Here is a 24,971-nt window from a genome sequence, read left to right on the forward strand (position 1 = left end):
ATTCAGCTTTCCGACAACATGATAAATGGATGGTTCATGTTTATGGCTCATAGTTTAAGCAGCTGACTAAACACCAGCGTAGCAAGCCGCGCATCAAGACGCTATGGAAAAATGTGAAACGGTATAGTAGGGTTTGTGATTCGATTTAACCATTGCCGACTTATTAAGCGTGTTAATGACCACTCGATAAAATCACCAGCGGTAACCTATGACTAAAGGCAGCAACCAACGCGAGTTTTTCCTCGATTCGATCCGGGCTTATTTGATGTTGCTCGGCATCCCTTTTCATCTTTCTCTGATTTATTCCAGCCATAGCTGGGCGGTAAACAGCGCCAGCCCCTCCTTCTCGCTGACGGTGCTGAACGACTTCATCCATGCTTTCCGCATGCAGGTGTTCTTCGTGATTTCCGGCTACTTCTCTTACATGCTCTATGAGCGCTACGAGCGCCACCAGTGGCTGAAGGTCAGGCTTGAGCGAGTGGCGATCCCCCTGCTGAGTTCGATTCCGTTAATAACGGTGCCGCAGTTTTTCATGCTGAAATACTTCACGGACAAATTAAACGGTTGGGAAAATTTTTCGCTCTATCAGAAAATAAATGTAACAGTTTGGGAACTGGTTTCTCACCTGTGGTTTTTATTAACTCTGTCATTGCTGACCACCCTATGTTTTTATCTGTTCAAAAAAATCAAGGCACTTAAAAATAATACCGTTCCCTACCCGATAAATAAAATGACCGGATTAGGAAACATCTCACTGCTCTTTCTTATTTATGCTTTATGCTATTCGGCCGCGCACCGTATTATTTTAATTTTTGCGCCAGCTTTACTCTCCAATGGCCTGTTCAATTTTGTGGTGATGGAGACGATGTTCTACCTGCCGTTCTTCATCCTGGGCGCCTATGCCTTTAAGTACGTGTGGCTGAAAGAGATTTTCCTCAAACCGTCCCTCGGCGCGCTGCTCGGTTCGCTGTTGCTGTTCATTGCCTATATGCTGAATCAGAAGTTTCTGGCTCACAGCAGCTATATGTTTGAGCTGGAAGTGCTGATCAAAACCCTGTTGGGGATCCTGATGGCCAACGTGATTTTCTCATTCGGACATAATCTGCTGAACTATCACTCACCGCGTATCACTTATCTGGTGAATGCATCGCTGTTTATATATCTGGTGCACCATCCGCTAACCCTGATATATGGCGCTTTTGTGACGCCACATATCAACAATAACCTGCTGGGTTTTCTGGCCGGATTGGTGTTTGTCTTCTCTTGCGCCTTCCTGTTATATGAACTGCACAAGCGTATCCCGCTGTTCCGTTTTCTGTTCTCTGGTAAACCGCAATAATCCTACTGCCCGGCAGCCGTTTCGGCTTGCCGGGTAGCTCACTGTCATCGCTTCGTCTACCAGTACCTTTATCATTTACCTTCGCACCGGCAACGCGCCTGGTGATTCAAGCACTGAGCACAGATTGCTCACCCCTATGGCGAAAGTTAAGGCAAAGTTATGCTGGAGCATATTGCCGCGAGTTGTTATAACGGCAATGCATAAGTGGAAATCCACATCCCTGCCTTACGGTAGCGATTGGGCTCAATGAACCCTAAGGGACGGCCTTGTCACCATCGCGACAAGGCTTGCAGCATCTCCCTTCCGTCACGACAGAGAGGATTTTTAATGACTGATAAAGACACTTCGGCTCAGGAAGCCGTACCAGAGAACGCCACCCTACTGAAAATTCTTGGCCGGTTGCTTTCCGCACTGGATTCGTCGATCAGCGGCAAGGATCGCAGCATTCTGGTCGCCGAACTTTCCAGCCTTAACCTTGACGGTATTTCAGAGTCAGAAAGAAAACTGGCTGCCGAGCTGATCAGACGGGCCCTGCAGTCACTCGACCATTTATAACGCCTCGCCTGCAAACCATTAAGCCTCCTGGAGGGGGTTTAATGGTTTTTCCTTCTCCAGGCACGGCAACACCCACCATTTATTGCCTAAGCACGATCACAGCAAGCTGATAAATATAGATAAAAGAAAGAAGTTCACCGGTTTCTCCCCGCTTCCATATGGTTCTCCGCTTAAATGACAATAAAGGTCAAACTGTTTTATGAATCAGGCTTGGCGTTTTACCTGAAAAACAGGCTATCATCAGGGAGTATCTGCGCTAGCGCGCAACGCCCTTCCCCCCAGCCTGCAGGAGAACGTCATTTTGGATGCCAGCACCATTAACAGTTTGTTCATCATCGGTGCCGTGTTGGTGGGAGCAAGTATTCTTCTCAGTTCATTTTCGTCACGCCTGGGTATTCCTATTCTGGTGATCTTCCTGGCCATTGGCATGTTGGCGGGGGTCGATGGTCCGGGCGGTATCGTTTTCAGCAACTATCCGGTGGCCTATCTGGTCAGTAACCTGGCGCTGGCGGTGATCCTGCTGGACGGCGGGATGCGTACCCGAGTCAGCTCATTCCGCGTCGCGCTATGGCCGGCACTTTCGCTGGCAACTATCGGCGTGGTGATCACCGCCGGGCTGACCGGGCTGGCCGCCGCCTGGCTGTTCAACCTCGATCTGCTGCAGGGCATGCTGATTGGCGCCATTATCGGCTCCACCGACGCCGCGGCAGTCTTCTCGTTATTAGGCGGCAAAGGACTGAACGAACGCGTCAGCGCCACGCTGGAAATCGAATCCGGCAGCAACGATCCCATGGCGGTGTTCCTTACCATTACGCTGATTGCGATGATCTCCGCAGGCGAAACCACGCTGAGCTGGATGTTCCCTCTCCATCTGCTGCAGCAGTTCGGCATGGGGGTTGTCTTTGGTCTTGGCGGCGGTTGGCTGCTGCTGACGTTAATCAACCACATTAAACTGGCAGAAGGGCTGTATCCACTGCTGGCCGTCAGCGGCGGCATTCTGATTTTTGCCCTGACCACCGCACTGGACGGCAGCGGCATTCTGGCGGTATACCTGTGCGGCCTGATGCTGGGTAATCGCCCGATCCGCAACCGGCACGGCATCGTGCAAACCTTCGACGGCCTGGCATGGCTGAGCCAGATCGGCATGTTCCTGGTGCTGGGATTATTGCTGAATCCGCATGAGCTGCTGCCGATCGCCATCCCTGCCCTGCTGCTTTCGCTGTGGATGATCCTGTTTGCCCGACCGCTGTCGGTATTTATCGGGCTGTTGCCGTTCCGCAGTTTTACCTTACGCGAACGCAGCTTTATCTCCTGGGTCGGCCTGCGCGGGGCCGTACCGGTGATTCTGGCCGTCTTCCCAATGATGGCCGGCCTGCCCAATGCCCAGCTGTTCTTCAACGTGGCTTTCTTTGTGGTGTTGGTTTCCCTGTTGCTGCAGGGGACTACCCTGTCGTTCGCCGCGAAGAAAGCCAAGGTGATCGTTCCGCCGGCGCTGGCGCCGATTTCACGGGTTGGGCTGGATGTTCATCCTGAAAACCAGTGGGAGCAGTTTGTTTATCAGCTGTCGTCCGAAAACTGGTGCGTCGGTGCCGCGCTGCGTGAGCTGAAAATGCCACCGGGTACGCGCATTGCGGCATTGTTCCGAGGCAAAGAGCTGTTGCACCCCAGCGGCAGCACACGACTACGCGAAGATGACATTCTGTGCGTTATCGGTCACGAGCACGACCTGCCGGTACTGGGTAAGTTATTTAGCCAGGCGCCGGTGGTTACGCTGGATGAACGCTTCTTCGGTGATTTTATCCTGCAGTCGGACGCGCGCCTGAGCGATATTTCACAGGTTTATGGCCTGAATCTGCACGAAGGCGTGGATGAACAGCAAACGCTCGGCCAATTCGTCATTCAACTGATTGGCGGCGAACCGGTAGTGGGCGATCAGATCGAATGGGATGGCCTGACCTGGACCATCGCCGAAATGGATGGCAATGCGATCAGTAAAGTCGGCGTAAGAATTGTTACTGACTGATCCCTCCGCATAACCGGTCTGCTGCGCGGCCATGCCCGCAGCGGACCTTTCAAACAGACGGAACTTATAAGCCTGGGAAGGTTCTTAACCTCTGGAATAACCCAAACCGGGCATTCAGCTCCGGCGTTTTAACCTTTACTCTGGGAACATCGCATCGCGGTGATGGGTATCGATTTGAACAGTAAAATTCGATTTCTATCGGCCATGTTGGGGCTCGCACTGACTGTTATAGTGCTGGACCTGGGCGTCGCCGATTTGGTCCATAGACTCTTAATTGGATAACGTTAACGTGGCACAGCAGCAAGAAAAAGACATTCTGGGAAAGATACTGGTTACCGTCTCCGCACTCTGCGTGATTATTGTGGCGGTATTGCTGATATGGGGATTTGTACTGGATTAATCCCCAGCCAGGCGCAGTAACATAGCAACACTACAACTACCGTTTTGTTACAAAACACCGAAATCACTTACCGGCCATTGCGCGTAAGCTAGACGCAGAGAGTTATAAAAATAATCCCTCATACGACTTAAGTGTTGGCCCGCCTGAAACGGGCTTTTTTTTTGCCCGCAACCCCAAATTTGGAGCATAAAAAAACCGCCGAAGCGGTTCTTTAAAGGCGATGGCGATCAGATTTTACAGCCTTCGCAGTCCGCCTCGTCCTCAAGGATCTCGGGGAGTTCTTTCACTTTCTGCGCCGCTTTTTCTTCTGCTTGCGCCAATTCGGCATCGATATCAAAATCGAAAATATCATCACTCATCGTAACTTCCTCAGGCTTATCTGACTTCAATGCGTGAGTATAATCGACAACCGCGCGAGCGGAAACCCTCAGTTAAGCACGGCCACCTGCGGCTGTTCATCCTGCGACTTCTTTGAGTACGCCAGATCGTAGACGTCGTAGAAATCGATCTCGCCTTTATTGGCGATGATTTCCTGCATGCGATTTTTCGTCGCGGCACCGATCGTCGGTTCATCCAGCAATGCCTTCACCGACTGCGGCGACAGCGCCCGGGTGAAATACCACTCGCCGTTATAACAAACGCGCAGATCCAGCACGCCAATATCTTCAAAGCGATAGACCGGTTTGATTTCAATCAACAGCATGGCGAACATGAACAGAACGAAGGCGGTGAAAGCCAAAAACGCGATGAAGCCCATGTAAGGAACCTGATACATCACGGCGATCACGGCAAAATAACCGGCAAACATGGCGAGACACAGATAGCGGTGATCGCGCGCAAATTCGCTATTGAAGCGCAACTTGCCGTCACGTCCTTCCTGTCGATTGATCCGTTCGATTTCTTTTACCAAGATGCTTTTAATCGCGTCCATAGCTACAACCTTATGCCTTGGGGGGACATTATTGCTATCAATAATCATTCCTCAAACTAACACAGGTACAGTTTGCCCAGGTAGATCAGTTATGCAATTTAATATCGGTAACTGTTATACCCTCTGCGGCTAGCGCTGCAGCGAGTTTTTGCCTTGCGCAAACATAAACATCCGCTGGGCGATATCGTCGGCCTGTTTGATTTTTTGCTTTTGCGGTTCGTTACAGCGCTGAATAGCGCGCGCATAAGCCAGTTCATGCGCCTGATCGATCATCGCAATAATCTTGTCGCGCTCCTGTTGAGCCAGGTTGCCCAGCATGGTGGTGATAATTGCCTGATAGGCGTTGGAGGCGGCGGTAAGCGACTTCTCTCTGGCTTCGAGCGCCACCACACGTTGCAATAACTCCTGCAGTTGATCGGACTCAGACATGGCGATCTCCTGTTGCCGGGCAGCGAACCTGCCTGATTAGAGTCTAGCAAAGATCGATTACAACAGAGGAAGATTAAGAAAAGAACCGGTTAGGGTAAAGCACACCCGAAAATCCCAACAAGGAGCCGATAGTGCAAATCAACCCGGGTGCGCTTTATAATAACGGGTCCGTAAAGGAAGCTGGCGCGCTATGCAGGACTCGAACCCGCGTCTATCAATTTTGTAGCCAAAAAAGCATCATAAAACCAACCACTCTGCCAACTGAGTTAATAGCGCATTCCTTTGCTTCGGGGCGTTATTATCCATATTAATGCTATGGATTCAACACAAGTAACTATGAACAACTGAATTTTAAGAGAAATCTTGTTTTTTTCGCCTATTCCTCCCTCAGCCGCCAATTACTTTCATTCCGCGATAGTTAATCAGTGGCACTTTTCCCTCGCCGTCTGCGGCATGTTTATTGTTAGTTAAAGCGCTGGATGCCACTATAGCGGCTTCTGGGATCAACGTTGCTGTTACGGATAACATTATGAAAGTCACTCCGCGCCGTTTGGCGTTTACTCTGGTCGGCGTCCTGCTGGTCATTACTGCCGTCGTTACACTGATCTCACTGCGAAGCCCCTCACCGGCCCCCTATGTCACGGCGCCGGTTCGGCTTGGCGATATCGAAAACGCGGTATTGGCCACCGGTAAGCTGGATGCTTTCGAACGGGTCAACGTCGGCGCTCAAGTTTCAGGCCAGGTGAAGTCCCTGAAGGTCAAACTTGGCGACCGGGTGACCAAAGGCCAGCCGATTGCCGACATCGACGACCTGCCACAACGTAACGATCTGCGTAATGCCGAAGCGGCGCTGAACGTGGCAAAAGCGGATTTACAGGCCAAACAGGCGCTGTTGAAGCAGGCGGAGTCCCGTTTTAAACGCCAGAAACGCATGTTGAAAGACGAAGCCGGCTCGCGCGAGGATTTTGAAGCGGCCGAGGCCACGCTTGCCGCTACCCGCGCCGAACTGATTGCGCTGAATGCACGTATTGTGCAGGCGCAAATTGAGGTGGACAAGAAGAAGGTCGATCTGAGCTACACCCGCATCCTGGCACCGATGGACGGCATTGTCATTGCCGTCATTACCCAGCAAGGCCAAACGGTAAACGCCAATCAGAGCGCCCCTACCATCGTCAAACTGGCGCAGTTGGATGTGATGACCATCAAGGCGCAGATTTCCGAAGCCGACATTACCCGCGTTACCCAAGGGCAAAAAGCCTACTTCACCATTTTCTCCGAACCGGACAAAAAGTACGATGCCACGCTGCGCACCGTCGAATTGGCGCCTGAGTCCATCATGAAAGACGATTCGCTCAGCGGCGGCGGTTCCGCCTCAGGCTCCGGCAGCGCCAACGCTTCGGTGTATTACAACGCGCTGCTCGACGTGCCCAATCCGCAAAACCGGCTGCGCATTGCCATGACGGCTCAGGTTTCATTGCTACTGGGTGAGGCAAAAAACACGCTGTTGGTTCCGATTCAGGCAGTGCATAAAAACGCGGACAAAAAACAGCAGGTACAAGTGCTGACCGGGGATAACCGGGTGGAAATACGTGAGGTGACAACCGGTATTACCAATAACGTCGATATACAAATCCTCTCTGGATTAAAGGCGGGTGAACACGTAGTGCTGGTGCAAGAAAGCGCCAAGCCGGGCGAAGAAGGCCTGTTACTGTGAACACCATTATTGAACTGAAAGGGATTGGCCGCACCTATACCAACAGCAGCGAGCCGCTCACCGTACTGAAAAACATCAACCTCAAGATCGCCGCCGGTGAGTTGGTTGCCATTATCGGTGCCTCAGGCTCGGGCAAATCAACGCTGATGAACATCATCGGTTGTCTGGACGTGCCGGATCAGGGGGACTATTTCATCAGCGGCCATAATGCCGCACACCTGTCGCCGGACGAATTGGCCAGGCTTCGTCGGGAACACATTGGTTTTATCTTCCAGCGCTATCACCTGATGCCGGATATCAGCGCATTGGGCAACGTCGAAATCCCGGCGATTTACGCCAACAGCAAGCGCGACCAACGTCGCCTGCGCGCGGCACAATTGTTGGCGCGCCTGGGGTTGGAGGGCCGCGAGCACCATAAGCCCGGTCAACTGTCCGGCGGCCAACAGCAACGCGTCAGCATTGCTCGTTCGTTAATCAACGGCGGGGAAATCATCCTGGCGGACGAACCGACCGGCGCGTTGGACTCTAAATCCGGTCAGGAAGTATTGGCGATTCTCAGCGAACTGAACCAGCGTGGTCACACGGTGGTGATCGTCACCCACGACATGAAAGTGGCCCAGCACGCGCAGCGTATTATCGAACTGCAGGATGGCGAGATCGTCGCCGACAGCGGCCGTAAATCGCCGGTGCCTCCCCCGGTGGTGAAAAAGAGCGTGCCAGTTGCACAAGGCTATTGGCAAAGCTTGCTCGACCGCACCCGGGAGTCACTGCAGATGGCGCTGAAAGCGATGAACGCCCACCGCTTGCGCACAGCGCTGACTATGACCGGCATCATTTTCGGCATCGCCGCCGTGGTTACGGTGGTCGCCCTGGGCGAAGGCGCAAAACAGCGCACGCTGGAGAGCATTAAAGATCTGGGCACTAACGTCGTCAGCATTTATCCCGGGCGTGATTTCTTTGACGACAGCATCGACAGCATCCGCACCCTGGTACCGGCGGATGCCGACGCGCTGGCCAGCCAGAGCTTTGTCGACAGCGTCAGCCCTGAAGTCAGCGCCTCAGAGAGCATTCGCTTTCGCAGCAAATCGGCCAACGCGTCGATCAGCGGCGTGGGCCGCGATAACCTGCGCGTTAGCGGCCTCAAGCTGATACAGGGTCGAAACTTCCTCGATGACCGCAATGCGCTGCAGGAAGTGATCATTGACGAAAACGCGCGGCAGGCTTTGTTCGGCGATTTCGGCGTTGAGCCTCTGGGCCAGATCGTGTTCCTCGGTGCGGTACCGGCCCGGGTAGTCGGCATAGTCCAAAGTAACCAGGATTCGGCCCCCAACCGCATCAGAGTATGGATGCCCTACTCCACCGTGATGTATCGCATGGTGGGCAAATCGACGCTGAGCAGCATTAATGTCCGGTTGAAAGAGGACGTATCCAACGAAGCCGCCGTCGCCGCGATTAAACAGTTGCTGACTCAACGTCATGGCGTGAAGGATTTTATGCTGTTCAATCTCGACAAATACCGAAAATCGATTGAACACACCTCGATGACGCTGACCTTGCTGATCCTGATGGTCGCCTCGATCTCCCTGATTATTGGCAGCCTGGGCGTGATGAATATCATGCTGGTGTCAGTGACCGAACGCACGCACGAAATCGGCGTGCGCATGGCCGTTGGCGCACGTCGCAGCGATATCATGCAGCAGTTTATGATCGAGGCCGTACTGGTTTGCCTGATCGGTGGCGCATTGGGCATTTTACTTTCGTTCGCTGCCGGCTCGCTGTTTACCCTGCTGGCGGGGGGCATGCTCACCGCCATCTATTCCTGGCAGGCCGCCGCCGTGGCCTTCTGCTGCTCCACCCTGATTGGCATGATCTTCGGTTATCTCCCTGCCCGCAAAGCGGCGCGGATGGATCCGGTCATTTCTCTGGCCAGCGAGTAACTTATGAAAACCTTATCCCCTCTCGCGTTATGCCTCACGGCCTTGCTCAGTACCGGCTGCGGGAATGCGCTGAAAAGCGAGTATCAGTCTCCAAAGGTGCAGTATCCGGCCGACTGGCAGCAAAACGCCGAAGCCGACACGTCAGAACCATTCAACTGGCGTGATTTCCGCGATCCCCAGTTGGACCTATGGCTGCAGCAGGTGATGGCGGCCAATAACGATTTGGCCGCCGCCGCACTGCGCGTCTACCGTGCCCAACTGGCGGCGCAGCGAGCTGATATCGGCACCGCGCCAAGTGTGAACGCAACGCTCAGCAGCGGAGCCAATACCGCCCTTTCAGGCTCCTCAGCCTGGAATAAAAGCAGCAGCGCCAATCTCGGCGTCAGCTATGAGGTCGATCTATGGGGCAAACTGGCGCGGCAACGTGACGCCGCGGAATGGGCCAGCCAGGCCACGCAACAGGATTTGCAAAGTGCGCGTCTGGCTTTGCTCGCCAGCGCCAGCAAGAATTACTGGCGTATCGGCTTTATCAATCAGCGAATCCGCGTCAGTCAGCAAAGCATCGACTATTCCCAACAAACCCTGGGGCTGGTCAAGGCACGCTACCGCGCGGGCAGCGTCTCTTCATTGGACGTGGTGGATGCCGAACAGAACCTGATTAATCAGCAAAGCAGCCATCTGACACTGCTGCGTGAGCGTCAACAGGCGCTGAACGAACAGACGGTACTGCTGGGTGCGCCGCCGGGAAACACGTTGGTTGAGCCCGAGAGCCTGCCGACCGGTCCATTGCCGCAAATCAATGCCGGCATCCCGGCCAGCGTGCTGCGCCATCGCCCGGATATCAGTGCCAAAGAGTGGCGACTGCGTGAAACTCTGGCTAACGTGGACATCAAACGCACCCAGTACTACCCGGCCTTCAGCCTGACGGGCTCATTAGGTGCCAGCAGCACCGCATTGCTGGAGTTTTTGCGTAATCCGCTGGCAACGGTAGGTGCCGGACTGTCGCTGCCGTTCCTCGAATGGCGGCAAATGGACGTCGATATCAAAATCGCCCGCAGCGACTATGAACTGCAGGTGCTGGAATTCAAGCAGGCGCTGTATAAAGCCATGGCCGACATTGATGATGCCCTGTCGTTACGTACGCAACTGATGGCACAGGAGAAACACCTGCAAGCGGCATTGGCGCTGGCGCGTAAATCTGAACGATTGAATGAAAGCCGCTACCGGCAAGGCTCGGTGCCGATCAATTTCTGGCTGGATGCGCAAAATCGCCGTCGGTTGGCGGAGCTAGCCGTGGATGAAAACCGGTTCGCTCAATACCAAAACCTGGCGCAACTCTATCTGGAGTTTGGTGGTTCTGCGCAGTAAGGCTGAGCCTGGCGATCGCGCCAGGCTTTTTCATCTGGAATGCATTAATTTTGCCCGTTTTTACTGCAGTTCTTTCTATACTTGTTTCATCCCTTCCCAGACAAAAAACCACCATTATGAACAATAATTAATCTATTTATGCGCTAAATCGGTGCAAATTGATAAGATAAACTGCTAAATTTGATCGCCGCAAGATATAACGCTAAGCTATAGATGCAAAATAATTAGTCACCTAAATGACATATTCCCGGTGAAAATTGACTTATTACGTGACTCGCATCACACAAAAAAGGCAGTGGCGAATCTGGCAACATCGCAATAAGATTAGCCACGCTGATAACTGGGCAGAAGAAGTGAACGAGGATTGCGAATTCACGTACGACTAAAATTGATTAAGGGATGATTATATGAAGTTAAGAAAAAAACGACATAAACCGATGCATATTAATGACATCACCATCATCGATGACAGCAAGCTGAAAAAAGCCATTACCGCGGCCGCATTAGGTAACGCAATGGAATGGTTCGACTTCGGTGTATATGGCTTTGTGGCCTACGCCCTTGGGCAAGTCTTTTTCCCTGGCGCCACCCCTGGCGTACAGATGATTGCCGCACTGGCGACCTTTTCCGTTCCCTTCCTGGTACGTCCATTAGGCGGTATCTTCTTTGGCGCGATGGGCGATAAATTCGGTCGCCAGAAAGTACTCTCCATCACCATTATTATCATGGCGGTCAGTACCTTCTGTATCGGCCTGATCCCTTCCTATGCCTCTATCGGCATCTGGGCACCGGTTCTGCTGTTGCTGGCCAAATTGGCACAGGGCTTCTCGGTAGGTGGCGAATACTCCGGCGCGGCTATCTTCGTAGCCGAATACTCACCGGACAGAAAACGCGGCTTTATGGGCAGCTGGCTTGATTTTGGCTCCATTGCCGGTTTCGTGCTGGGTGCTGGCGTGGTGGTACTGATCTCCAGCATCGTCGGTGAAACCAACTTCCTCGACTGGGGCTGGCGTATTCCGTTCTTTATCGCAGCGCCATTGGGTCTGATCGGTTTGTACCTGCGCCATGCGCTGGAAGAAACACCGGCCTTCCAGCAGCACGTGGAAAAGATGGAGAAAGACGACCGCAACGCCATCGAAAACCCGCCGAAGACCTCTTTCAAAGAGATCGCGGCCAAGCACTGGAGAAGCCTGCTGGTCTGCGTCGGTATCGTGATTTCAACCAACGTGACCTATTACATGTTGCTGACTTACATGCCGAGCTACCTGTCGCATAACCTGCACTACTCGGAAGATCACGGCGTACTGATCATTATCGCCATCATGATCGGTATGTTGTTCGTGCAGCCGGTCATAGGCCTGGCCAGTGACCGCATCGGCCGTAAGCCGTTTATTATCGGCGGCAGCGTCGGTCTGTTGGCTCTGTCTATCCCCTGCTTTATTCTGATCAACAGTAACGTGATTGGTCTGATCTTCGTCGGTCTGTTGGTGCTGGCGGTGCTGCTGAACTCCTTCACCGGTGTGATGGCCTCCACCCTGCCGGCGATGTTCCCGACGCATATTCGTTACAGCGCATTGGCGATTTCATTCAACATCTCGGTACTGGTTGCCGGTGCGACGCCGACGGTTGCCGCCTGGCTGGTCGAAGCGACCGGGAACCTGTATATGCCGGCTTATTATCTGATGGTCGTCGCCGTCATCGGTCTGATCACCGGCCTGTACATGAAAGAAACCGCCAATAAACCGCTGCGCGGTGCCACCCCGGCGGCTTCGGATCGTTCGGAAGCCAAAGAGCTGCTGCAAGAAAACTACGACAACATCGAACAGAAAGTCGAAGACATCAATGAGCAGATTGCCGAGTTGGAAAAGAAAAAACAGACGTTGATCGACCAGCATCCAAAACTGGACTAAACAGCGTTCTAACGACAAGCCACCTTCGGGTGGCTTTTTTATTGCCGTAATCCGGTCAACGTCCGAACGTAAATTTGCACAACCTTCCTTCTGCGCCCCATGCGCGACCGCCGTTTTTCACCGGCAGTAATCATCGGGGTATAAGCGGCCACAGTGCGATTTCGGCAAACCGGATTTTGGCACTATTAGCCTGATATTTTATCCCGGCGAGGTTTGATGCTAGGCTTGAAATCAAGTTAACCCATTGAAGAAGATAGCCAATGAGTAGAATGGATATGCCGATCGTTATTGCCGTAGCCATCATGATTGCGATATGGATAGGCGCGTTATTTAACATTGGCGATATCACGCACGCCCTGGCGCGGATCTTCCACTGGATTGAGAGTCTTCGTTAAGGGAGCTTTCCGCCAGCTTAATGCATAAAAAAACCGCCTTTCGGCGGTTAGTCATACGGCTGGCAACTCAGTTGACCTGGCACCAGTTACGCTGCTTCACAATCCCGCCGTCCGGCGAGGTATAGCCGATACACCCCAGCACGCTGTCGAACAGCTTTTCATGAAACACCGGCGTTTTTGCCTTTTGCAGCGCCTTTAACTGATTAAATGCCGCCTGGTGATCGGGCTGACTGAGAAACTTGTCGGATGCCCAGACCATAATTGGCACGGTACGCTGTTCTTTCGGCGCGTGATCGCGCGGCGTGCCGTGGAAATGCATATTTTCCGAGATCGACTCACCGTGATCAGAGGCGTAAAACACGATAGCGTTACGGTTGCGCAACTGATTGAACACCTGCTCAAGAACATAGTCGGTGTACAACAGGCTGTTGTCGTAAGAGTTGATCATCGATTCCGTTGAACACGTATCGTCAATACCCTGGCATTCCGGCTGATAGCGAGCAAAAGCCCGCGGATAGCGTTCGGTGTACATATAGTGTGAGCCTTTGGTATGCAAAATCACCAAGTGTTTTCCCTGAGGATGGCGGTCCAGCGAATCCTGCAGTTCATCGATCAACGCAATATCATCCACGGGTTTACCGGCATTGCGTTTTTCCGCCTGAATGCTTTCTCGAAGAGCATAGCTGTCCGCCTGGGTCTTATTATAAAACCAGGCTTCGCTTTGCATAGAGAATAGCTCGGAGGAAAACCCCTGCTTCTTCAGCACCGAGAAGACGTTCATTTCCTTCAGTGTGCGCTGCGGCTCTTCCGATGCCCCGCCTTCTCTGACGAACATGCAACGCAGAGAGAGCTTGGTTGACGTATCGCAAGAATAGCCTTGCAGCACCGCCAGGTTGGCTTCCTTATCTAGATTCGGCGTATTGTCGCGCTGGTAACCGTAAACCCCCATATGATCGCGTCTGGCACTTTCACCAATCACGAATACCACATAAAGATCATTCACGTCTTTTGGCGGCTGGTAGGTGAAATGCGCCGCCGGATCAAACAGATTCCGGCTGTCCTCCGCCTGGCTGTAGGAACTGTAAGTCAGCAGCCCCAGGGCCGAAAGCCAGTTAGACGGTGAATAGCTGCCGGCAACGACCCCGCCATAGCTGGCCATCATCTGATTATTTTCACGGTCGTGTTGATCCTGCACCTGGCCCATCAACTGAAGCGGTAGCCAGCAGAACAGGCCAGAGGCCAGCATAATCCCGCCTTTTTTGACCAATGCCAGCTGATTGCCGCGTTTGAATGCGGCTTCGTGCATCGGGGCCAGCCAAATCAACAGCAGCGGCAACAGGCTCACCAGCACCATCCATACGCCAAAATGCCAGCCTACCGACTCTTTGGATAAATCAACGTCGGTGGTCATCACCGCCGCCAGAATGCCGTAGCCGATATCGACGTGGAACAACACCATGTAATAGCTGGCAGCAACCGAGCTCAGGACCAGCAGCGTGGCCAAAACACGAAACAACCGGCGCCCCAAAAAGGAGATAAGCAGCGTGATAAAGCATACGAGGCAAAAGGCCGCGACAATTTCAATGCCAATCGACAACAGGTTATCGTTATGAAGCTGTTGATAACGACGATAAAAAATAGGGATATTGAGTAATACACCGAGATAGAAAGCGATAAAAAAGGAGACCTGCAACTGGGTCCAACGTCGGAACTTCTGCATTATTGATACCATTCCTGCCAAAGTGAGTTCATAGCCATCTGCCAGATACAGGTTGTTGTGAGAGTTTCTCTCCCCCTGCTACTGGGTGGTTATCTGACAGGTAATTTAGGCGGGCGTTGCCAGCGCGGAGAAAAATAACGTTGTTATGATGTAACAATTCGTGTGCAAAACGGCTTTTATCCTTCCTGCGGTAGCGGTTAGGTGCGCTGCCGCAGGAAGATGGTTTATCCCGCTATGGCGTCAGGGATTGTTCACCAACCGCAGCGCTAGGTGCCGATGCCGCGGCCTGATTTTCTTCGCGGTACTTCTGCTTATCCCAGGCACGGAAGAACGGGTAGTAAATTGCCATTGAAATCAGCAGATTGACCACCTGGATCACCGTTCCCGAAATATGGCCTCCGGTTGCCAGATAGCCGCTAATGAAAATCGGCGTGGTAAACGGTAAGGCTATACCAACCGGCGGCGTCACCAAACCGGTTGCCATCGCACTGTAGGTCACGATCACCAGCACCACTGGTGTCAGGATAAACGGCAGGAAGAAGTAGGGGTTCATCACCAACGGGATGCCAAACACCATGGGCTCACTGATATTAAACAGGCAACCCGGCGCGGCGATTTTCCCCAACTGCTTCATCTGCGCGCTACGGCTGCGCACCAGCATGAAGATCACCAACCCCAACAGGGCACCGGTTCCGCCGGGCGCTATCCATAAATCGTAAAATTGCTGGGTAATAATGTGTGGAATAGGCTGGTTGTTCTGAAACGCCACCAGGTTTTCCGACATATTCGCCAACCACACCGGCTGAATGAACACCAATACGATGGCATCACCGTGCAGCCCCAACGTCCACAACAGGCCAATCAGGATCACCGAGAAAATCATTCCCGGCAGCGTTCCGCCCACGTGATGCATCGGGATACCGATCAGCGTAGCGATCATGGTGTTGATATCGCCAAACGGCGTGGCTTCGACGATCAGGCGCAGCAGAAGGATCACTGCCAGTACGCAAAATCCCGGAATCAACGCCAGGAAGGATTTCGCCACCGCTGGCGGCACCCCTTCAGGCATATTGATCACCAGATTGCGGTTATGCACGAACCGGTAGATTTCCGTCGACAACAGCGCCACCACGATTGCCACAAACAATCCCTGGCTGCCGATAAAGTTCATCGGCAGCACGCCTTTGACAATCTGCTCCGCGGCACCTTTCACCGGGGCAAAAAGGGTGTGTTGAGGAATGGTCATGATGAACGCCACTAACGAAACCGCACCGGTACTGAGCGGGTCCATACCACGGTATTTTTCCGCCAGCCGGTAGGCAATGCCAAAGCTGGAGATAATCGCCATGATGTCGTAGGTCGCTTTGACCGGATACAACAGCTTGTCGCGCCAGGCCGCACCGAATACCTCCCCCATCAGGTTGGCATAGCTCGGGATCGGCAAGTAGGCGAAGATCAGGAAAAATGACCCGATCAACATAAACGGCATATTGAGAATTATGCCGTCTCGTACCGATAAAATGTGTTTTTGCCCGGCGATTTTTAACGCCGTCGGCAATACGTAACGTTCCAGAATGCTATTTAAACCCGCCATCATTCCCCCTGCCCGGCCAAGCCGGCATCGTGATTATTATTATGGAATATCGACTTAGTTGAACTGCGGCAAATAGGCTTGGTTAAGGTTCAGCACCTCATCCAGCAAAGGTTCTGCGATACCGACGCCACCAATCAGCGGATTCACCACCAGCGCCAACAGCGCACTGTGACGATCGCCATGCACCGCAGCCTCAATGGTCAAACGCTCGAAATCTTTCACCTGCTGAGTCAGCCCGTTCATGGCCAGCGGCAGCGGCCCGAAGCTCAGCGGGTGAGCGCCCTGTGCGTCGATCACGCAGTTGGTTTCAATCACTGCGTCATCCGGCAGGCCCTGAATCGCACCATTATTGCGGGTGTTCACCACCAGCACCTTGCCGCTGTTATTGTGAATGGCACGGATCAGCTCGACCGCCACTTCTGAATAGAAAGCACCGCCACGGAAGCTCAACTGCTCTGGTTTTTTATCCAGCGTTGGGTCGGCGTACAGTGCAAATAGCTCTGCCTCTACCTTCATCACCTGTTCAGCACGGGTTCCCTGGGCCGCAGCGGCTTCAAGCTCTTCTTCCAGCATGCCGGCGGTTTGGTAGAAATAGCGATGATATGGGCAAGGGATCGCACCCAGCGCCTGCAAAAACGCCGGCGGCCAAGGCAGATCCTTGATGTTGTTCATCGACAGCGTTTCGCCATTGCTCAGCATCTCCAACACCTGGGCGGTCACATCCCTGCCGCTTTGCGTTACCTGATGTACCCACACCATATGGTTCAGTCCAGCAAAACGGAGATCGACCTGATCATGAGGTGCCTTCAGCATGTCGGCGATCATGTGGTGCATGGTGATCGGTACGTTGCACAAGCCGATAATCTTCGCCTTGCTGTAACGGGAGACCGCTTCGGTGACAATACCAGCCGGATTGGTAAAATTGATGATCCAGGCGTCCGGCGCTACCGCTTCTACGGTACGCGCCACTTCCAGCATGACAGGAATGGTGCGCAATGCCTTGGCGAAACCACCGACACCGGTGGTCTCTTGACCCAGGCGCTGGTATTTCAAACCCAGGCGTTCATCGGCAGCACGGGCGGCCAGTTGCCCGACCCGCAGTTGAGTCAGTACAAAGCTGGCACCGCGAATGGCCGGTTCCAGCTCGAAATGTACCGACACCACCACCTGCTCCAGCCCGTTACGCTTGAGCATTCTTTTGGTCAGTTCGGCAATGATGCCCACTTTCTCGCGGCCGGACTCTACATCTACCAACGCCAGTTCGGTTAACGGAACGTCCTGATAGTGGGCGATCAGCCCCTCGACCAACTCCGGCGTGTAGCTGCTGCCCCCGCCAATTACGGTTATCTTAGTCATTGCTTTGCCCCTGCGGTAAACGGCGATAAAGCTCGATCATGTCGGTGGCCAGATCTTGAATCAGCATGGCATTCATCAAATGATCCTGCGCATGCACCAGAATCAGACTGACCGGTATTTTCCCAACTCCCTCATCCATGCCAATCAGCTCCGTCTGCATGCCGTGCGCCCTCCCGATGCCGGCCTTCGCCTCTTCCAACTTAACCTCTGCGGCTGCGAACTGACCGCGACGTGCCAGTTGCAGCGCCGAAAGCAGCGAACTGCGAGCGCTGCCGGCATGAACCAGCAACTCCATAACGCTAGTTTCCAAATCCACCATCACCTCCCCGGCCTTATTTCAGGCGCAGCGATCCCGCCGAGAGTCATGAAATAACCCGCGGTCGATGAATAAATAAAGGATAAATGGGGCCAAGCCCCTCAGGGTGTTATCAGGCTAACAAGCCCAGTGCCTTATCCAGCACCTTGTCTCCACGCATAGTGCCGTAATCCATCATGTCGATCACAGCGACAGTTTTACCCAAGGGCGCAGCAAGTTCGCAAAGACGTGCGTGTTCATATTTCACCTGCGGCCCCAGCAGTACAATGTCCGCACGCTCGACGATGCGCTCGAAATCCGCCACCGGCACGGCTTCAATCACGATATCCAGCGCCCGTTTTTGCGCCTCGGCTTTCATTTTTTGTACCAGCATGCTGGTCGACATGCCTGCTGCGCAACATAAGACGATGGTTTGCATTTTTAGTATCCCGGTTGTTAGCCACTTGGCGATGCAAATATAAAACAGTTCCGTAACACGCTTGTAAATACCTTGATTCCATACGATTTGATTATGACTTTTGGCTAATCCTTTAAAAACAATGTATTAGAGATTTTTCGTCGTGAAAATTTTTTTCAACACTGTGATCGGCGATCTGATTTTTCATAACCACAAAATTTAAAACCTGTCTTTAACGTTTAAAAACAAAGTGATAAATCACTGACCGATAAACAATGCGAAGAGCATCTCGTTTCAAATCTGTCCTGATTGAAAATTATTTTCATTAGCTTATTCTTCTGGTTATCGCTTTATGCCGTGTGAAAAACAGGCTAATTTGAAGCACAGATCGCCGGTTGGCATTACAGAAGGGACACTGCAGTCATGGATCTCGTTTACCACATTCAGTTTCGCCAGGATCCGTTCAGCCGCCAGGAAGCAAAAGTTGCCCGAGCCATACTGGACAACCCGGGGTTTACATCAACAGCAACCATTGAGCAATTGGCAGAGCGAGCAGGTGTCAGCACTGAGATCGTCGCTCATTTTGCCCAATCCCTTGGCTGTCAGGATCTTAACGACTTTATCGCGCTAATGCGCTCCCCGTCGACGGCAACCCCCCCTCCTACTGAGGTAGCCCAACCCGTGCTCGGCAGCATGGATATCGCCTTTGCCTCCGCGGCCGGCATCGGCAAACTGCCTGGCGTCAGCTCCACCACCCTCAGCCGTTTTGCTAAATCCATCGGTTGTGAAGATATTGGCGACATCGTCTATCAGATCCGCGCACGACAAAATCAGTTCAGTCAGCAGGAGGCCAAAGTCGCACAGACCATTTTGGACGATATTGCCTTCGCCTCCTCCGCCACCATCGAATTGCTGGCCAGCCAGGCGGGAGTCAGCCCGGCCACCATCACCCGATTTGCCAAAACCATTGGCTGCGACGATATTCGCGATCTGCGCATGAAACTGGCTCAGGCCAGCGTGAGCGGCTCACGCTATTTGACCGCCCAAGCCACGCCTAATGGCCCACCGCGGCTGTGGCTACAGCGCGTCAACGACGTGGAAACCACCTTGCATCAACAGCTGCAGCAAGTAGAACATGCAGCGCTGATCGATGCTTGCCAGCAGCTGAGCCAATCCAAGAGCGTGCATATTTTTGGCGTAAACAGCATGGCGCTTTATGCCAATGAGCTGCAACAGCGCCTGGTGGGCCTGGGTTACCCTGCATTTATCTGCCAGGACGCGGCGCTGATGCGCATGACGGCCTCCACGCTCAGCACGCAACAGTGCGTGATCCTGCTGTCTATGAGTGGGGAAAACAGCGATTTGCTGAACGCGGCCAAACTGGCCGGCGCGACCGGTGCCTATCGCATCGCCCTAACCCCTGCGGGCACTACGCTGGCCGGGCTGGCGGATAAGGTGTTGCCGCTCAGCGGCGGCAGTACGGCACGCTATGGACTGATGCTGACTCTCGACCTGCTGCTGGCGCAGTTATTGCCCGAAAGCCTGGGGTCACAGACAGAAGATTGAGTCTCTGCCACAGCGCCGTTTGCCGGGCCTTCAACGGTAAATATCACCGCTGCGGCGCTGGCCTGAGGTTTTTCCTAATTAGCGGTTTGGGTTACAACTGCCTATTGATGGGAATATTCTTACTACGTTATCGTTAACATTCCACTTAGATATCACCCTAAGTGAAATTTGCACGACTTTATTTTTTTAATGGCTTCTCTGCCAGCTTCGGCTGGCACTTTAAATTTCACCAGCGGTAAAATTCTATGATCGATTACTCCCTTTACGGTCTCCACGATAGAGATATTGAGACATACCGTGAACAAATATACAGCCTGCTCGGCAAAGGCGTTATTCAGGTGCTTTCCGCGAACAAACCCATCAGCAAGCAAAACATTCTCGCCTATCTCATCGCTGAAATCGAAAGACAACCCGACGAGTACTGTCAGAAACTGCACAGAGCAGCAATTGAGGTTATTGGGATCAACGCTCGCTAAGGAGAAACATGCGCAAATCGGATCTATGCGCGATCATTTCCATCGCCGTCGTCGTGGCCGTGATGTGGGTGGCAAACTGCAGTGCGGATAGGCTTCCGCTACTGGGAAGTGGAGGCTAGGTTCTAACGCCCGTAACAGGCAGTATCCGGCGATCGGCACAGCGATCAAACAGCCGGATATGTCTTGATTAGCTTGCCAGCCATAGTTTCAGGCTGGCCGCAGGGTTTAGGCCGACAAAAAGCCGATAATGCGAGCTAACGGCATTCGCCGGTAATCGCATTTTTCCCTTGTGGGCAAACATCGGAGCTTTGCGGGATCACGCCCAGAATCGATCCAAAAGACCCTGAACAGCCAGATAGCATGACAATCGCCAATAAAAATAATCCCCCTTTCATCCAACACTCCTTATCTATTGCACTCTCTGGTTATAGATCACTTCTTACCAAGCGTCTTGAAAAATGGTCCTTGCCCGACAACAAGATAACAGTGATAGCAGAAGAATATTATAATGTGATATGACGAAATGGAATTTCAGGCACAAAAAAACCGCCTTCCGGCGGTCACGACATTACTACTTATTGCTTTGATTATTCTGGAATTTATTTTCCTGGTACCCGGGGCGGGACTTGAACCCGCACAGCCATAAGCCGAGGGATTTTAAATCCCTTGTGTCTACCGATTTCACCACCCGGGCTCGGGAAAATTGGAGGCGCGTTCCGGAGTCGAACCGGACTAGACGGATTTGCAATCCGCTACATAACCGCTTTGTTAACGCGCCTAAATTCTTGTTTGCCTTTATCAGGCTAAAGCTCGTGAAACACCAGCTTCATCAAATTTGGAGCGGGAAACGAGACTCGAACTCGCGACCCCGACCTTGGCAAGGTCGTGCTCTACCAACTGAGCTATTCCCGCATTAATCAGAACTTACTGATTTTTTTGCTATCTTTCGGCAAATCACCGCTGCCGTCTGATGCGATGCATTCTACTTACCTGACGTAATGAGTCAATAAAATTGTTGTCTCATTACGTTCGTTTGACGATTTTTGCATCGCTTTGATCAGGGTTCCAGCAAATCTTTCCGCGCAGCGTTCAAATATTGGAACATTGACCAGAAAGTCAGCACCGCCGCGATGTACAGCAAACCAAAAGACACATACTCGACGGTGCGATCGGGACGCCACAGCAACCCGACCAGCGACATCATTTGCGCCATGGTTTTGACTTTGCCAATCCAGGACACCGCCACGCTGCTGCGCTTGCCGATCTCCGCCATCCACTCACGCAGCGACGAGATGATAATTTCACGGGCAATCATGGTTGCCGCAGGCAGGGTAATCCACCAGGTGTGATAGTGTTCCGCCACCAGCACCAGCGCTACCGCCACCATCACTTTGTCCGCCACCGGGTCAAGGAACGCCCCGAAACGGGTCGTTTGCTTCCAGCGACGGGCCAGGAAACCGTCAAACCAGTCGGTTATGGCAGCAAACACAAAGATGACGGCGCAAACCATCGGAGCCCAAGTGAACGGCAGGTAAAATGCCAGAACAAAGAATGGGATCAGAACTACGCGAAACAGAGTAAGCCAAGTCGGTATATTCAATTGCATAATGCTACGGTAACTATCTGGCTGGAGTGGGAATTAAGAGTATGTTGCTACATTGCCCTCAGTGTTTCAATGCATTGTAGATCTTTTCTGCCAATGCTTGTGAAATACCCGGCACTTTTGCAATTTCCTCAACGCTGGCGTTCAATAATGGTTGAAGTCCGCCCATATACTTCAACAGCACCTGTCGCCGTTTTGGCCCAACGCCGTCGATCAATTCCAACGCGCTGGTGTTTCTTACTTTTGCCCTTCTCTGCCGATGCCCGGTGATCGCATGGTTATGCGAATCATCGCGGATATGCTGGATCACATGCAGCGCTGGCGAATCCGACGGTAAGGCAATACCCTCGCCTTCCGGCACAAAAAACAGTGTTTCCAACCCGGCTTTGCGGTCGGCTCCTTTGGCGATGCCAATCAGCAAGGGTTTGTTTTTATCCCAGGTCACGTTGAGCGAATTGAATACGTCAATCGCCATACCTAGCTGCCCCTTGCCGCCGTCGATAAAAATAACGTCGGGGATTTTTTTCTCTTCCAGGGCTTTGCCATAGCGGCGCTTCAACACCTGCGCCATCGCGGCATAATCATCCCCTGGCGTTATGCCGGTGATATTATAGCGCCGATATTCCGAACGTAGCGGACCATTCGAGTCAAATACCACACAGGAAGCCACGGTTTGCTCACCCATGGTGTGGCTGATGTCGAAACATTCCATGCGGTTAATTTCGGCAAGGTTGAGCACCTTCGCCAATTCGGCCAACCTCTGATGGATAGTCGACTGCTGGGAAAGTTTGGTGGTTAGCGCCGTCGCCGCGTTGGTACGAGCCAGTTTAAGGTAGCGTGCGCGATCCCCTCGCGGTTTGCTCTGAATCTGAATTTTCCGGCCGGCAAGTTCTGAAAGCGACTCGGCCAGCAGGTCTTTCTCCGGCAGAGTAAAGTCCAATAGAATTTCCGCCGGCAAGGTGCGCATCTGGCTGCCCTGTAAATAAAACTGGCCGACAAAGGTTTGCACCACTTCGCTCATGTCGGTGCCGCCCGGTACTTTCGGGAAGTAACTGCGGCTACCCAATACCTTACCCTGACGGATAAACAGCACGTGCAGGCAAGCCATACCGGATTCGAAAGCCACGCCAATCACATCCAGATCGTCGCTGTTGCCGGAAACGAACTGACGTTCGGTCACCCTGCGTACCGCCTGGATCTGGTCGCGGATGCGTGCCGCTTCTTCAAAGTTCAATGACTTGCTGGCGTTTTCCATCCTTTCGATCAACTGGTGTAGCACCTGCTGATCTTTGCCGGACAGGAACAGGCGCACGTAATCCACCTGCTGCCGGTACTCTTCCTCACTCACCAATCCGGCGACGCAAGGCCCCAGGCAACGCCCAATCTGATATTGCAGGCAGGGACGCGAGCGGTTGCGATACACGCTGTTCTCGCACTGGCGTATCGGGAACAATTTCTGCAGCAGCGCCAGCGTTTCACGCACGGCATAAGAATTGGGGAAAGGCCCGAAATATTCCCCCTTGGCGTGTTTGGCGCCGCGATGAACCGCCAGACGTGGGTGGCTGTCCGCGCTCAGGAAGATCAACGGGTAAGATTTATCGTCTCGCAAAAGAACATTATATCGCGGTTGGTATAACTTTATGTAGTTATGTTCCAGTAGTAGCGCTTCTGTTTCGGTATGAGTAACAGTTACGTCTATTTGAGCGATATTTTTAACCAACGTCTCCGTTTTCCTGCTGCCAACCTGTTGGCGGAAGTAACTGGCGAGGCGTTTTTTCAGGTCTTTGGCTTTACCGACGTAGATAACCGTGCCAGTAGCGTCATACATACGGTAGACGCCAGGCTGGCTGGTTACGGTACTGAGAAATGCTTTGGCATCAAAACGGTCACTCACTGCTTAACAACGTCTCCGCATTGAACAATCCGTGTCGGATAGCCAGGTGTGTCAGTTCGACATCACCGCTGATATTCAGCTTGCTGAACATACGGTAACGGTAACTGTTCACCGTTTTCGGGCTGAGACTCAACTGTTCCGAGATCTCATTAACTTTTTTGCCTTTGGTGATCATCAGCATAATCTGCAGCTCACGCTCAGACAGGCAGCTAAACGGGGTTTCCGTCTGCGGCTCCAACTGGCTCAATGCCATCTGTTGTGCGATATCGGACGCGATATAACGCTGCCCGGCCTGCACCGTACGAATGGCATTCACCACATCCTGCGGTGCCGCACCTTTGCTCAGATAACCCGCGGCTCCGGCCTGCATCACTTTTGCCGGCAAGGGATTTTCAGTGTGAATAGTCAGCATGATGACTTTAACGTCGGGCGCATAGCGTACAATTTTGCGCGTGGCTTCCAGCCCGCCAATACCCGGCATGTTCATATCCATAAGAACGATATCTACAGCATTGCCACGGCACCATTTCACGGCGTCTTCACCGCACTGGGCCTCCCCGACAACTTTTATACCTTTGATATCTTCAAGAATGCGTCGTATCCCTGCGCGCACCAGTTCGTGGTCATCAACAAGAAGAACGCTAATCAAGGAAAAATCTCCAAAAAGAAGGGAGTAACGCAATCAGCCTCTGTTATAGCCTGAGATATTACTTGTTTTTTAGCCAAGAATGAACACAGATTAATACTTACTTCCGATTAACTTTGCGCAGTGGGCCTGATTTTCGAATTTTAGTCACTCAGGTTGCCCGATAAAACCCTTGTCTGCAGATAAAAAGCCGTCGATGTAAATATTACCCTGAGTGAACCGGGCCCCATGATACTGCGATAATCCAGAAGCGAAGGTAAAATCAGTGTAAGAAATCGCAACACGGATAATATTAACACCAATGCAACAAGATTGTAATCCATTGAAATAAAACAATATGACAGATTGCTTTTTATCTTCCCTCGCAAGAGTCATTGCGTAAAGAAATTACTCACCCCAGAC

22 protein-coding genes and 4 tRNA genes are annotated in these 24,971 nt (G+C 52.6%); 11 read left to right on the forward strand and 15 right to left on the reverse strand.

What is annotated here, in order from left to right:
- The first annotated feature begins 208 nt into the window (after positions 1-208).
- The 4 genes from mdoC (at position 209) to ACMGG1_RS15100 (ending at position 4,317) form a co-directional block, all read left to right on the forward strand.
- Positions 209-1,339 (forward strand): glucans biosynthesis protein MdoC, encoded by a 1,131-nt coding sequence (gene mdoC, locus ACMGG1_RS15085; protein WP_187962689.1) that lies wholly within the window; start codon positions 209-211, stop codon positions 1,337-1,339.
- A gap of 327 nt (positions 1,340-1,666) precedes the next feature.
- Positions 1,667-1,894 carry a hypothetical protein gene (locus ACMGG1_RS15090; RefSeq protein ID WP_020826300.1) on the forward strand — a complete coding sequence of 76 codons (228 nt, stop codon included), beginning with the start codon at positions 1,667-1,669 and terminating at the stop codon, positions 1,892-1,894.
- A 301-nt stretch (positions 1,895-2,195) separates the two neighbouring features.
- On the forward strand, positions 2,196-3,917 hold the full coding sequence (locus ACMGG1_RS15095) for a potassium/proton antiporter (RefSeq protein WP_128864202.1): 1,722 nt from the start codon (positions 2,196-2,198) through the stop codon (positions 3,915-3,917).
- A gap of 274 nt (positions 3,918-4,191) precedes the next feature.
- On the forward strand, positions 4,192-4,317 hold the full coding sequence (locus tag ACMGG1_RS15100; RefSeq protein ID WP_255417459.1) for a hypothetical protein: 126 nt from the start codon (positions 4,192-4,194) through the stop codon (positions 4,315-4,317).
- A 227-nt stretch (positions 4,318-4,544) separates the two neighbouring features.
- Here the strand turns inward: ACMGG1_RS15100 and ACMGG1_RS15105 are convergent, their stop codons facing one another.
- The 4 genes from ACMGG1_RS15105 to ACMGG1_RS15120 form a co-directional block, all read right to left on the reverse strand.
- Positions 4,545-4,676, reverse strand: a complete 132-nt coding sequence (locus ACMGG1_RS15105) for a hypothetical protein (RefSeq protein WP_012006291.1) — start codon at positions 4,674-4,676, stop codon at positions 4,545-4,547.
- A 68-nt stretch (positions 4,677-4,744) separates the two neighbouring features.
- Complete coding sequence (locus tag ACMGG1_RS15110; protein WP_142815520.1) at positions 4,745-5,248, reverse strand: YlaC family protein; 504 nt, start codon at positions 5,246-5,248, stop codon at positions 4,745-4,747.
- A 129-nt stretch (positions 5,249-5,377) separates the two neighbouring features.
- Entirely contained in the window at positions 5,378-5,677 is a 300-nt protein-coding gene (locus ACMGG1_RS15115) for a hypothetical protein (RefSeq protein WP_128864201.1), read from the reverse strand.
- A gap of 181 nt (positions 5,678-5,858) precedes the next feature.
- Positions 5,859-5,953 (reverse strand) — tRNA-OTHER (locus ACMGG1_RS15120).
- Positions 5,954-6,206: 253 nt separating this feature from the next.
- Here ACMGG1_RS15120 and ACMGG1_RS15125 point away from each other — a divergent pair.
- The 5 genes from ACMGG1_RS15125 to ACMGG1_RS15145 all read left to right on the forward strand — a co-directional run bounded on the left by ACMGG1_RS15125 (position 6,207) and on the right by ACMGG1_RS15145 (position 13,001).
- Positions 6,207-7,391, forward strand: coding sequence for an efflux RND transporter periplasmic adaptor subunit (locus ACMGG1_RS15125; protein WP_130015527.1), 1,185 nt, complete (start codon positions 6,207-6,209; stop codon positions 7,389-7,391).
- Complete coding sequence (locus ACMGG1_RS15130; RefSeq protein WP_414160830.1) at positions 7,388-9,328, forward strand: MacB family efflux pump subunit; 1,941 nt, start codon at positions 7,388-7,390, stop codon at positions 9,326-9,328. The genes ACMGG1_RS15125 and ACMGG1_RS15130 overlap by 4 nt, the downstream gene beginning before the upstream one ends.
- A 3-nt stretch (positions 9,329-9,331) precedes the next feature.
- Entirely contained in the window at positions 9,332-10,696 is a 1,365-nt protein-coding gene (locus ACMGG1_RS15135; RefSeq protein ID WP_414160831.1) for a TolC family protein, read from the forward strand.
- 407 nt (positions 10,697-11,103) lie between these two features.
- The gene (gene proP / locus ACMGG1_RS15140) at positions 11,104-12,606 is read left to right on the forward strand and encodes a glycine betaine/L-proline transporter ProP (RefSeq protein ID WP_020826248.1); all 1,503 of its coding nucleotides are present in this window, start codon (positions 11,104-11,106) and stop codon (positions 12,604-12,606) included.
- 260 nt (positions 12,607-12,866) lie between these two features.
- Positions 12,867-13,001, forward strand: a complete 135-nt coding sequence (locus ACMGG1_RS15145) for a hypothetical protein (RefSeq protein ID WP_020826247.1) — start codon at positions 12,867-12,869, stop codon at positions 12,999-13,001.
- Positions 13,002-13,068: 67 nt separating this feature from the next.
- Here ACMGG1_RS15145 and eptB read toward each other — a convergent pair whose 3' ends face one another.
- The 5 genes from eptB to ACMGG1_RS15170 all read right to left on the reverse strand — a co-directional run bounded on the left by eptB (position 13,069) and on the right by ACMGG1_RS15170 (position 18,405).
- Positions 13,069-14,721 carry a kdo(2)-lipid A phosphoethanolamine 7''-transferase gene (gene eptB / locus ACMGG1_RS15150; RefSeq protein ID WP_262244418.1) on the reverse strand — a complete coding sequence of 551 codons (1,653 nt, stop codon included), beginning with the start codon at positions 14,719-14,721 and terminating at the stop codon, positions 13,069-13,071.
- Between the two features lie 232 nt (positions 14,722-14,953).
- On the reverse strand, positions 14,954-16,315 hold the full coding sequence (celB, locus tag ACMGG1_RS15155; RefSeq protein WP_122078548.1) for a PTS cellobiose transporter subunit IIC: 1,362 nt from the start codon (positions 16,313-16,315) through the stop codon (positions 14,954-14,956).
- 54 nt (positions 16,316-16,369) lie between these two features.
- Positions 16,370-17,671: a 6-phospho-beta-glucosidase gene (locus ACMGG1_RS15160; protein WP_130015522.1), complete on the reverse strand. Its 1,302-nt coding sequence runs from the start codon at positions 17,669-17,671 to the stop codon at positions 16,370-16,372.
- Positions 17,664-17,990, reverse strand: a complete 327-nt coding sequence (locus ACMGG1_RS15165; protein ID WP_115059177.1) for a PTS lactose/cellobiose transporter subunit IIA — start codon at positions 17,988-17,990, stop codon at positions 17,664-17,666. Before ACMGG1_RS15165 ends, ACMGG1_RS15160 begins: the two co-directional genes overlap by 8 nt.
- A 109-nt stretch (positions 17,991-18,099) precedes the next feature.
- A complete protein-coding gene (locus tag ACMGG1_RS15170) occupies positions 18,100-18,405 on the reverse strand; it encodes a PTS sugar transporter subunit IIB (protein ID WP_122078544.1) in 306 nt (101 codons plus the stop codon).
- Positions 18,406-18,807: 402 nt separating this feature from the next.
- Here ACMGG1_RS15170 and ACMGG1_RS15175 point away from each other — a divergent pair, with 402 nt between their 5' ends.
- Both ACMGG1_RS15175 and ACMGG1_RS15180 read left to right on the forward strand, forming a co-directional pair.
- A complete protein-coding gene (locus ACMGG1_RS15175) occupies positions 18,808-19,950 on the forward strand; it encodes a MurR/RpiR family transcriptional regulator (RefSeq protein ID WP_128864194.1) in 1,143 nt (380 codons plus the stop codon).
- Positions 19,951-20,195: 245 nt separating this feature from the next.
- Positions 20,196-20,426 (forward strand): biofilm development regulator YmgB/AriR family protein, encoded by a 231-nt coding sequence (locus tag ACMGG1_RS15180; RefSeq protein ID WP_020826240.1) that lies wholly within the window; start codon positions 20,196-20,198, stop codon positions 20,424-20,426.
- Positions 20,427-21,034: 608 nt separating this feature from the next.
- On the opposite strand, the gene ACMGG1_RS15185 is transcribed toward ACMGG1_RS15180, so the two are convergent.
- From ACMGG1_RS15185 to uvrY, 6 genes are all read right to left on the reverse strand, one after another.
- Positions 21,035-21,120 (reverse strand) — tRNA-Leu (locus ACMGG1_RS15185).
- Between the two features lie 10 nt (positions 21,121-21,130).
- Positions 21,131-21,204 (reverse strand) — tRNA-Cys (locus ACMGG1_RS15190).
- A gap of 58 nt (positions 21,205-21,262) precedes the next feature.
- Positions 21,263-21,338, reverse strand: a tRNA-Gly gene (locus ACMGG1_RS15195).
- 145 nt (positions 21,339-21,483) lie between these two features.
- Positions 21,484-22,032, reverse strand: a complete 549-nt coding sequence (gene pgsA / locus ACMGG1_RS15200) for a CDP-diacylglycerol--glycerol-3-phosphate 3-phosphatidyltransferase (RefSeq protein ID WP_020826238.1) — start codon at positions 22,030-22,032, stop codon at positions 21,484-21,486.
- Between the two features lie 58 nt (positions 22,033-22,090).
- Positions 22,091-23,923, reverse strand: coding sequence for an excinuclease ABC subunit UvrC (gene uvrC, locus ACMGG1_RS15205; protein ID WP_142815526.1), 1,833 nt, complete (start codon positions 23,921-23,923; stop codon positions 22,091-22,093).
- Positions 23,916-24,572, reverse strand: coding sequence for a UvrY/SirA/GacA family response regulator transcription factor (gene uvrY, locus ACMGG1_RS15210; protein WP_041414407.1), 657 nt, complete (start codon positions 24,570-24,572; stop codon positions 23,916-23,918). The genes uvrC and uvrY overlap by 8 nt, the downstream gene beginning before the upstream one ends.
- Positions 24,573-24,971: the final 399 nt, after the last annotated feature.

Source organism: Serratia sp. BNK-12 (assembly GCF_047456085.1).
Taxonomy (GTDB): Bacteria; Pseudomonadota; Gammaproteobacteria; order Enterobacterales; family Enterobacteriaceae; genus Serratia; species Serratia liquefaciens.

Bases quoted from the DNA above. Each gene is read 5' to 3' on its own strand.
- mdoC (WP_187962689.1), top strand. From the start codon at position 209: ATGACTAAAGGCAGCAACCAACGCGAGTTTTTCCTCGATTCGATCCGG.
- ACMGG1_RS15090 (WP_020826300.1), top strand. From the start codon at position 1,667: ATGACTGATAAAGACACTTCGGCTCAGGAAGCCGTACCAGAGAACGCC.
- ACMGG1_RS15105 (WP_012006291.1), bottom strand. From the start codon at position 4,676: ATGAGTGATGATATTTTCGATTTTGATATCGATGCCGAATTGGCGCAA.
- ACMGG1_RS15110 (WP_142815520.1), bottom strand. From the start codon at position 5,248: ATGGACGCGATTAAAAGCATCTTGGTAAAAGAAATCGAACGGATCAAT.
- ACMGG1_RS15115 (WP_128864201.1), bottom strand. From the start codon at position 5,677: ATGTCTGAGTCCGATCAACTGCAGGAGTTATTGCAACGTGTGGTGGCG.
- ACMGG1_RS15125 (WP_130015527.1), top strand. From the start codon at position 6,207: ATGAAAGTCACTCCGCGCCGTTTGGCGTTTACTCTGGTCGGCGTCCTG.
- ACMGG1_RS15135 (WP_414160831.1), top strand. From the start codon at position 9,332: ATGAAAACCTTATCCCCTCTCGCGTTATGCCTCACGGCCTTGCTCAGT.
- proP (WP_020826248.1), top strand. From the start codon at position 11,104: ATGAAGTTAAGAAAAAAACGACATAAACCGATGCATATTAATGACATC.
- ACMGG1_RS15145 (WP_020826247.1), top strand. From the start codon at position 12,867: ATGAGTAGAATGGATATGCCGATCGTTATTGCCGTAGCCATCATGATT.
- eptB (WP_262244418.1), bottom strand. From the start codon at position 14,721: ATGCAGAAGTTCCGACGTTGGACCCAGTTGCAGGTCTCCTTTTTTATC.
- celB (WP_122078548.1), bottom strand. From the start codon at position 16,315: ATGGCGGGTTTAAATAGCATTCTGGAACGTTACGTATTGCCGACGGCG.
- ACMGG1_RS15160 (WP_130015522.1), bottom strand. From the start codon at position 17,671: ATGACTAAGATAACCGTAATTGGCGGGGGCAGCAGCTACACGCCGGAG.
- ACMGG1_RS15165 (WP_115059177.1), bottom strand. From the start codon at position 17,990: ATGGTGGATTTGGAAACTAGCGTTATGGAGTTGCTGGTTCATGCCGGC.
- ACMGG1_RS15170 (WP_122078544.1), bottom strand. From the start codon at position 18,405: ATGCAAACCATCGTCTTATGTTGCGCAGCAGGCATGTCGACCAGCATG.
- ACMGG1_RS15175 (WP_128864194.1), top strand. From the start codon at position 18,808: ATGGATCTCGTTTACCACATTCAGTTTCGCCAGGATCCGTTCAGCCGC.
- ACMGG1_RS15180 (WP_020826240.1), top strand. From the start codon at position 20,196: ATGATCGATTACTCCCTTTACGGTCTCCACGATAGAGATATTGAGACA.
- pgsA (WP_020826238.1), bottom strand. From the start codon at position 22,032: ATGCAATTGAATATACCGACTTGGCTTACTCTGTTTCGCGTAGTTCTG.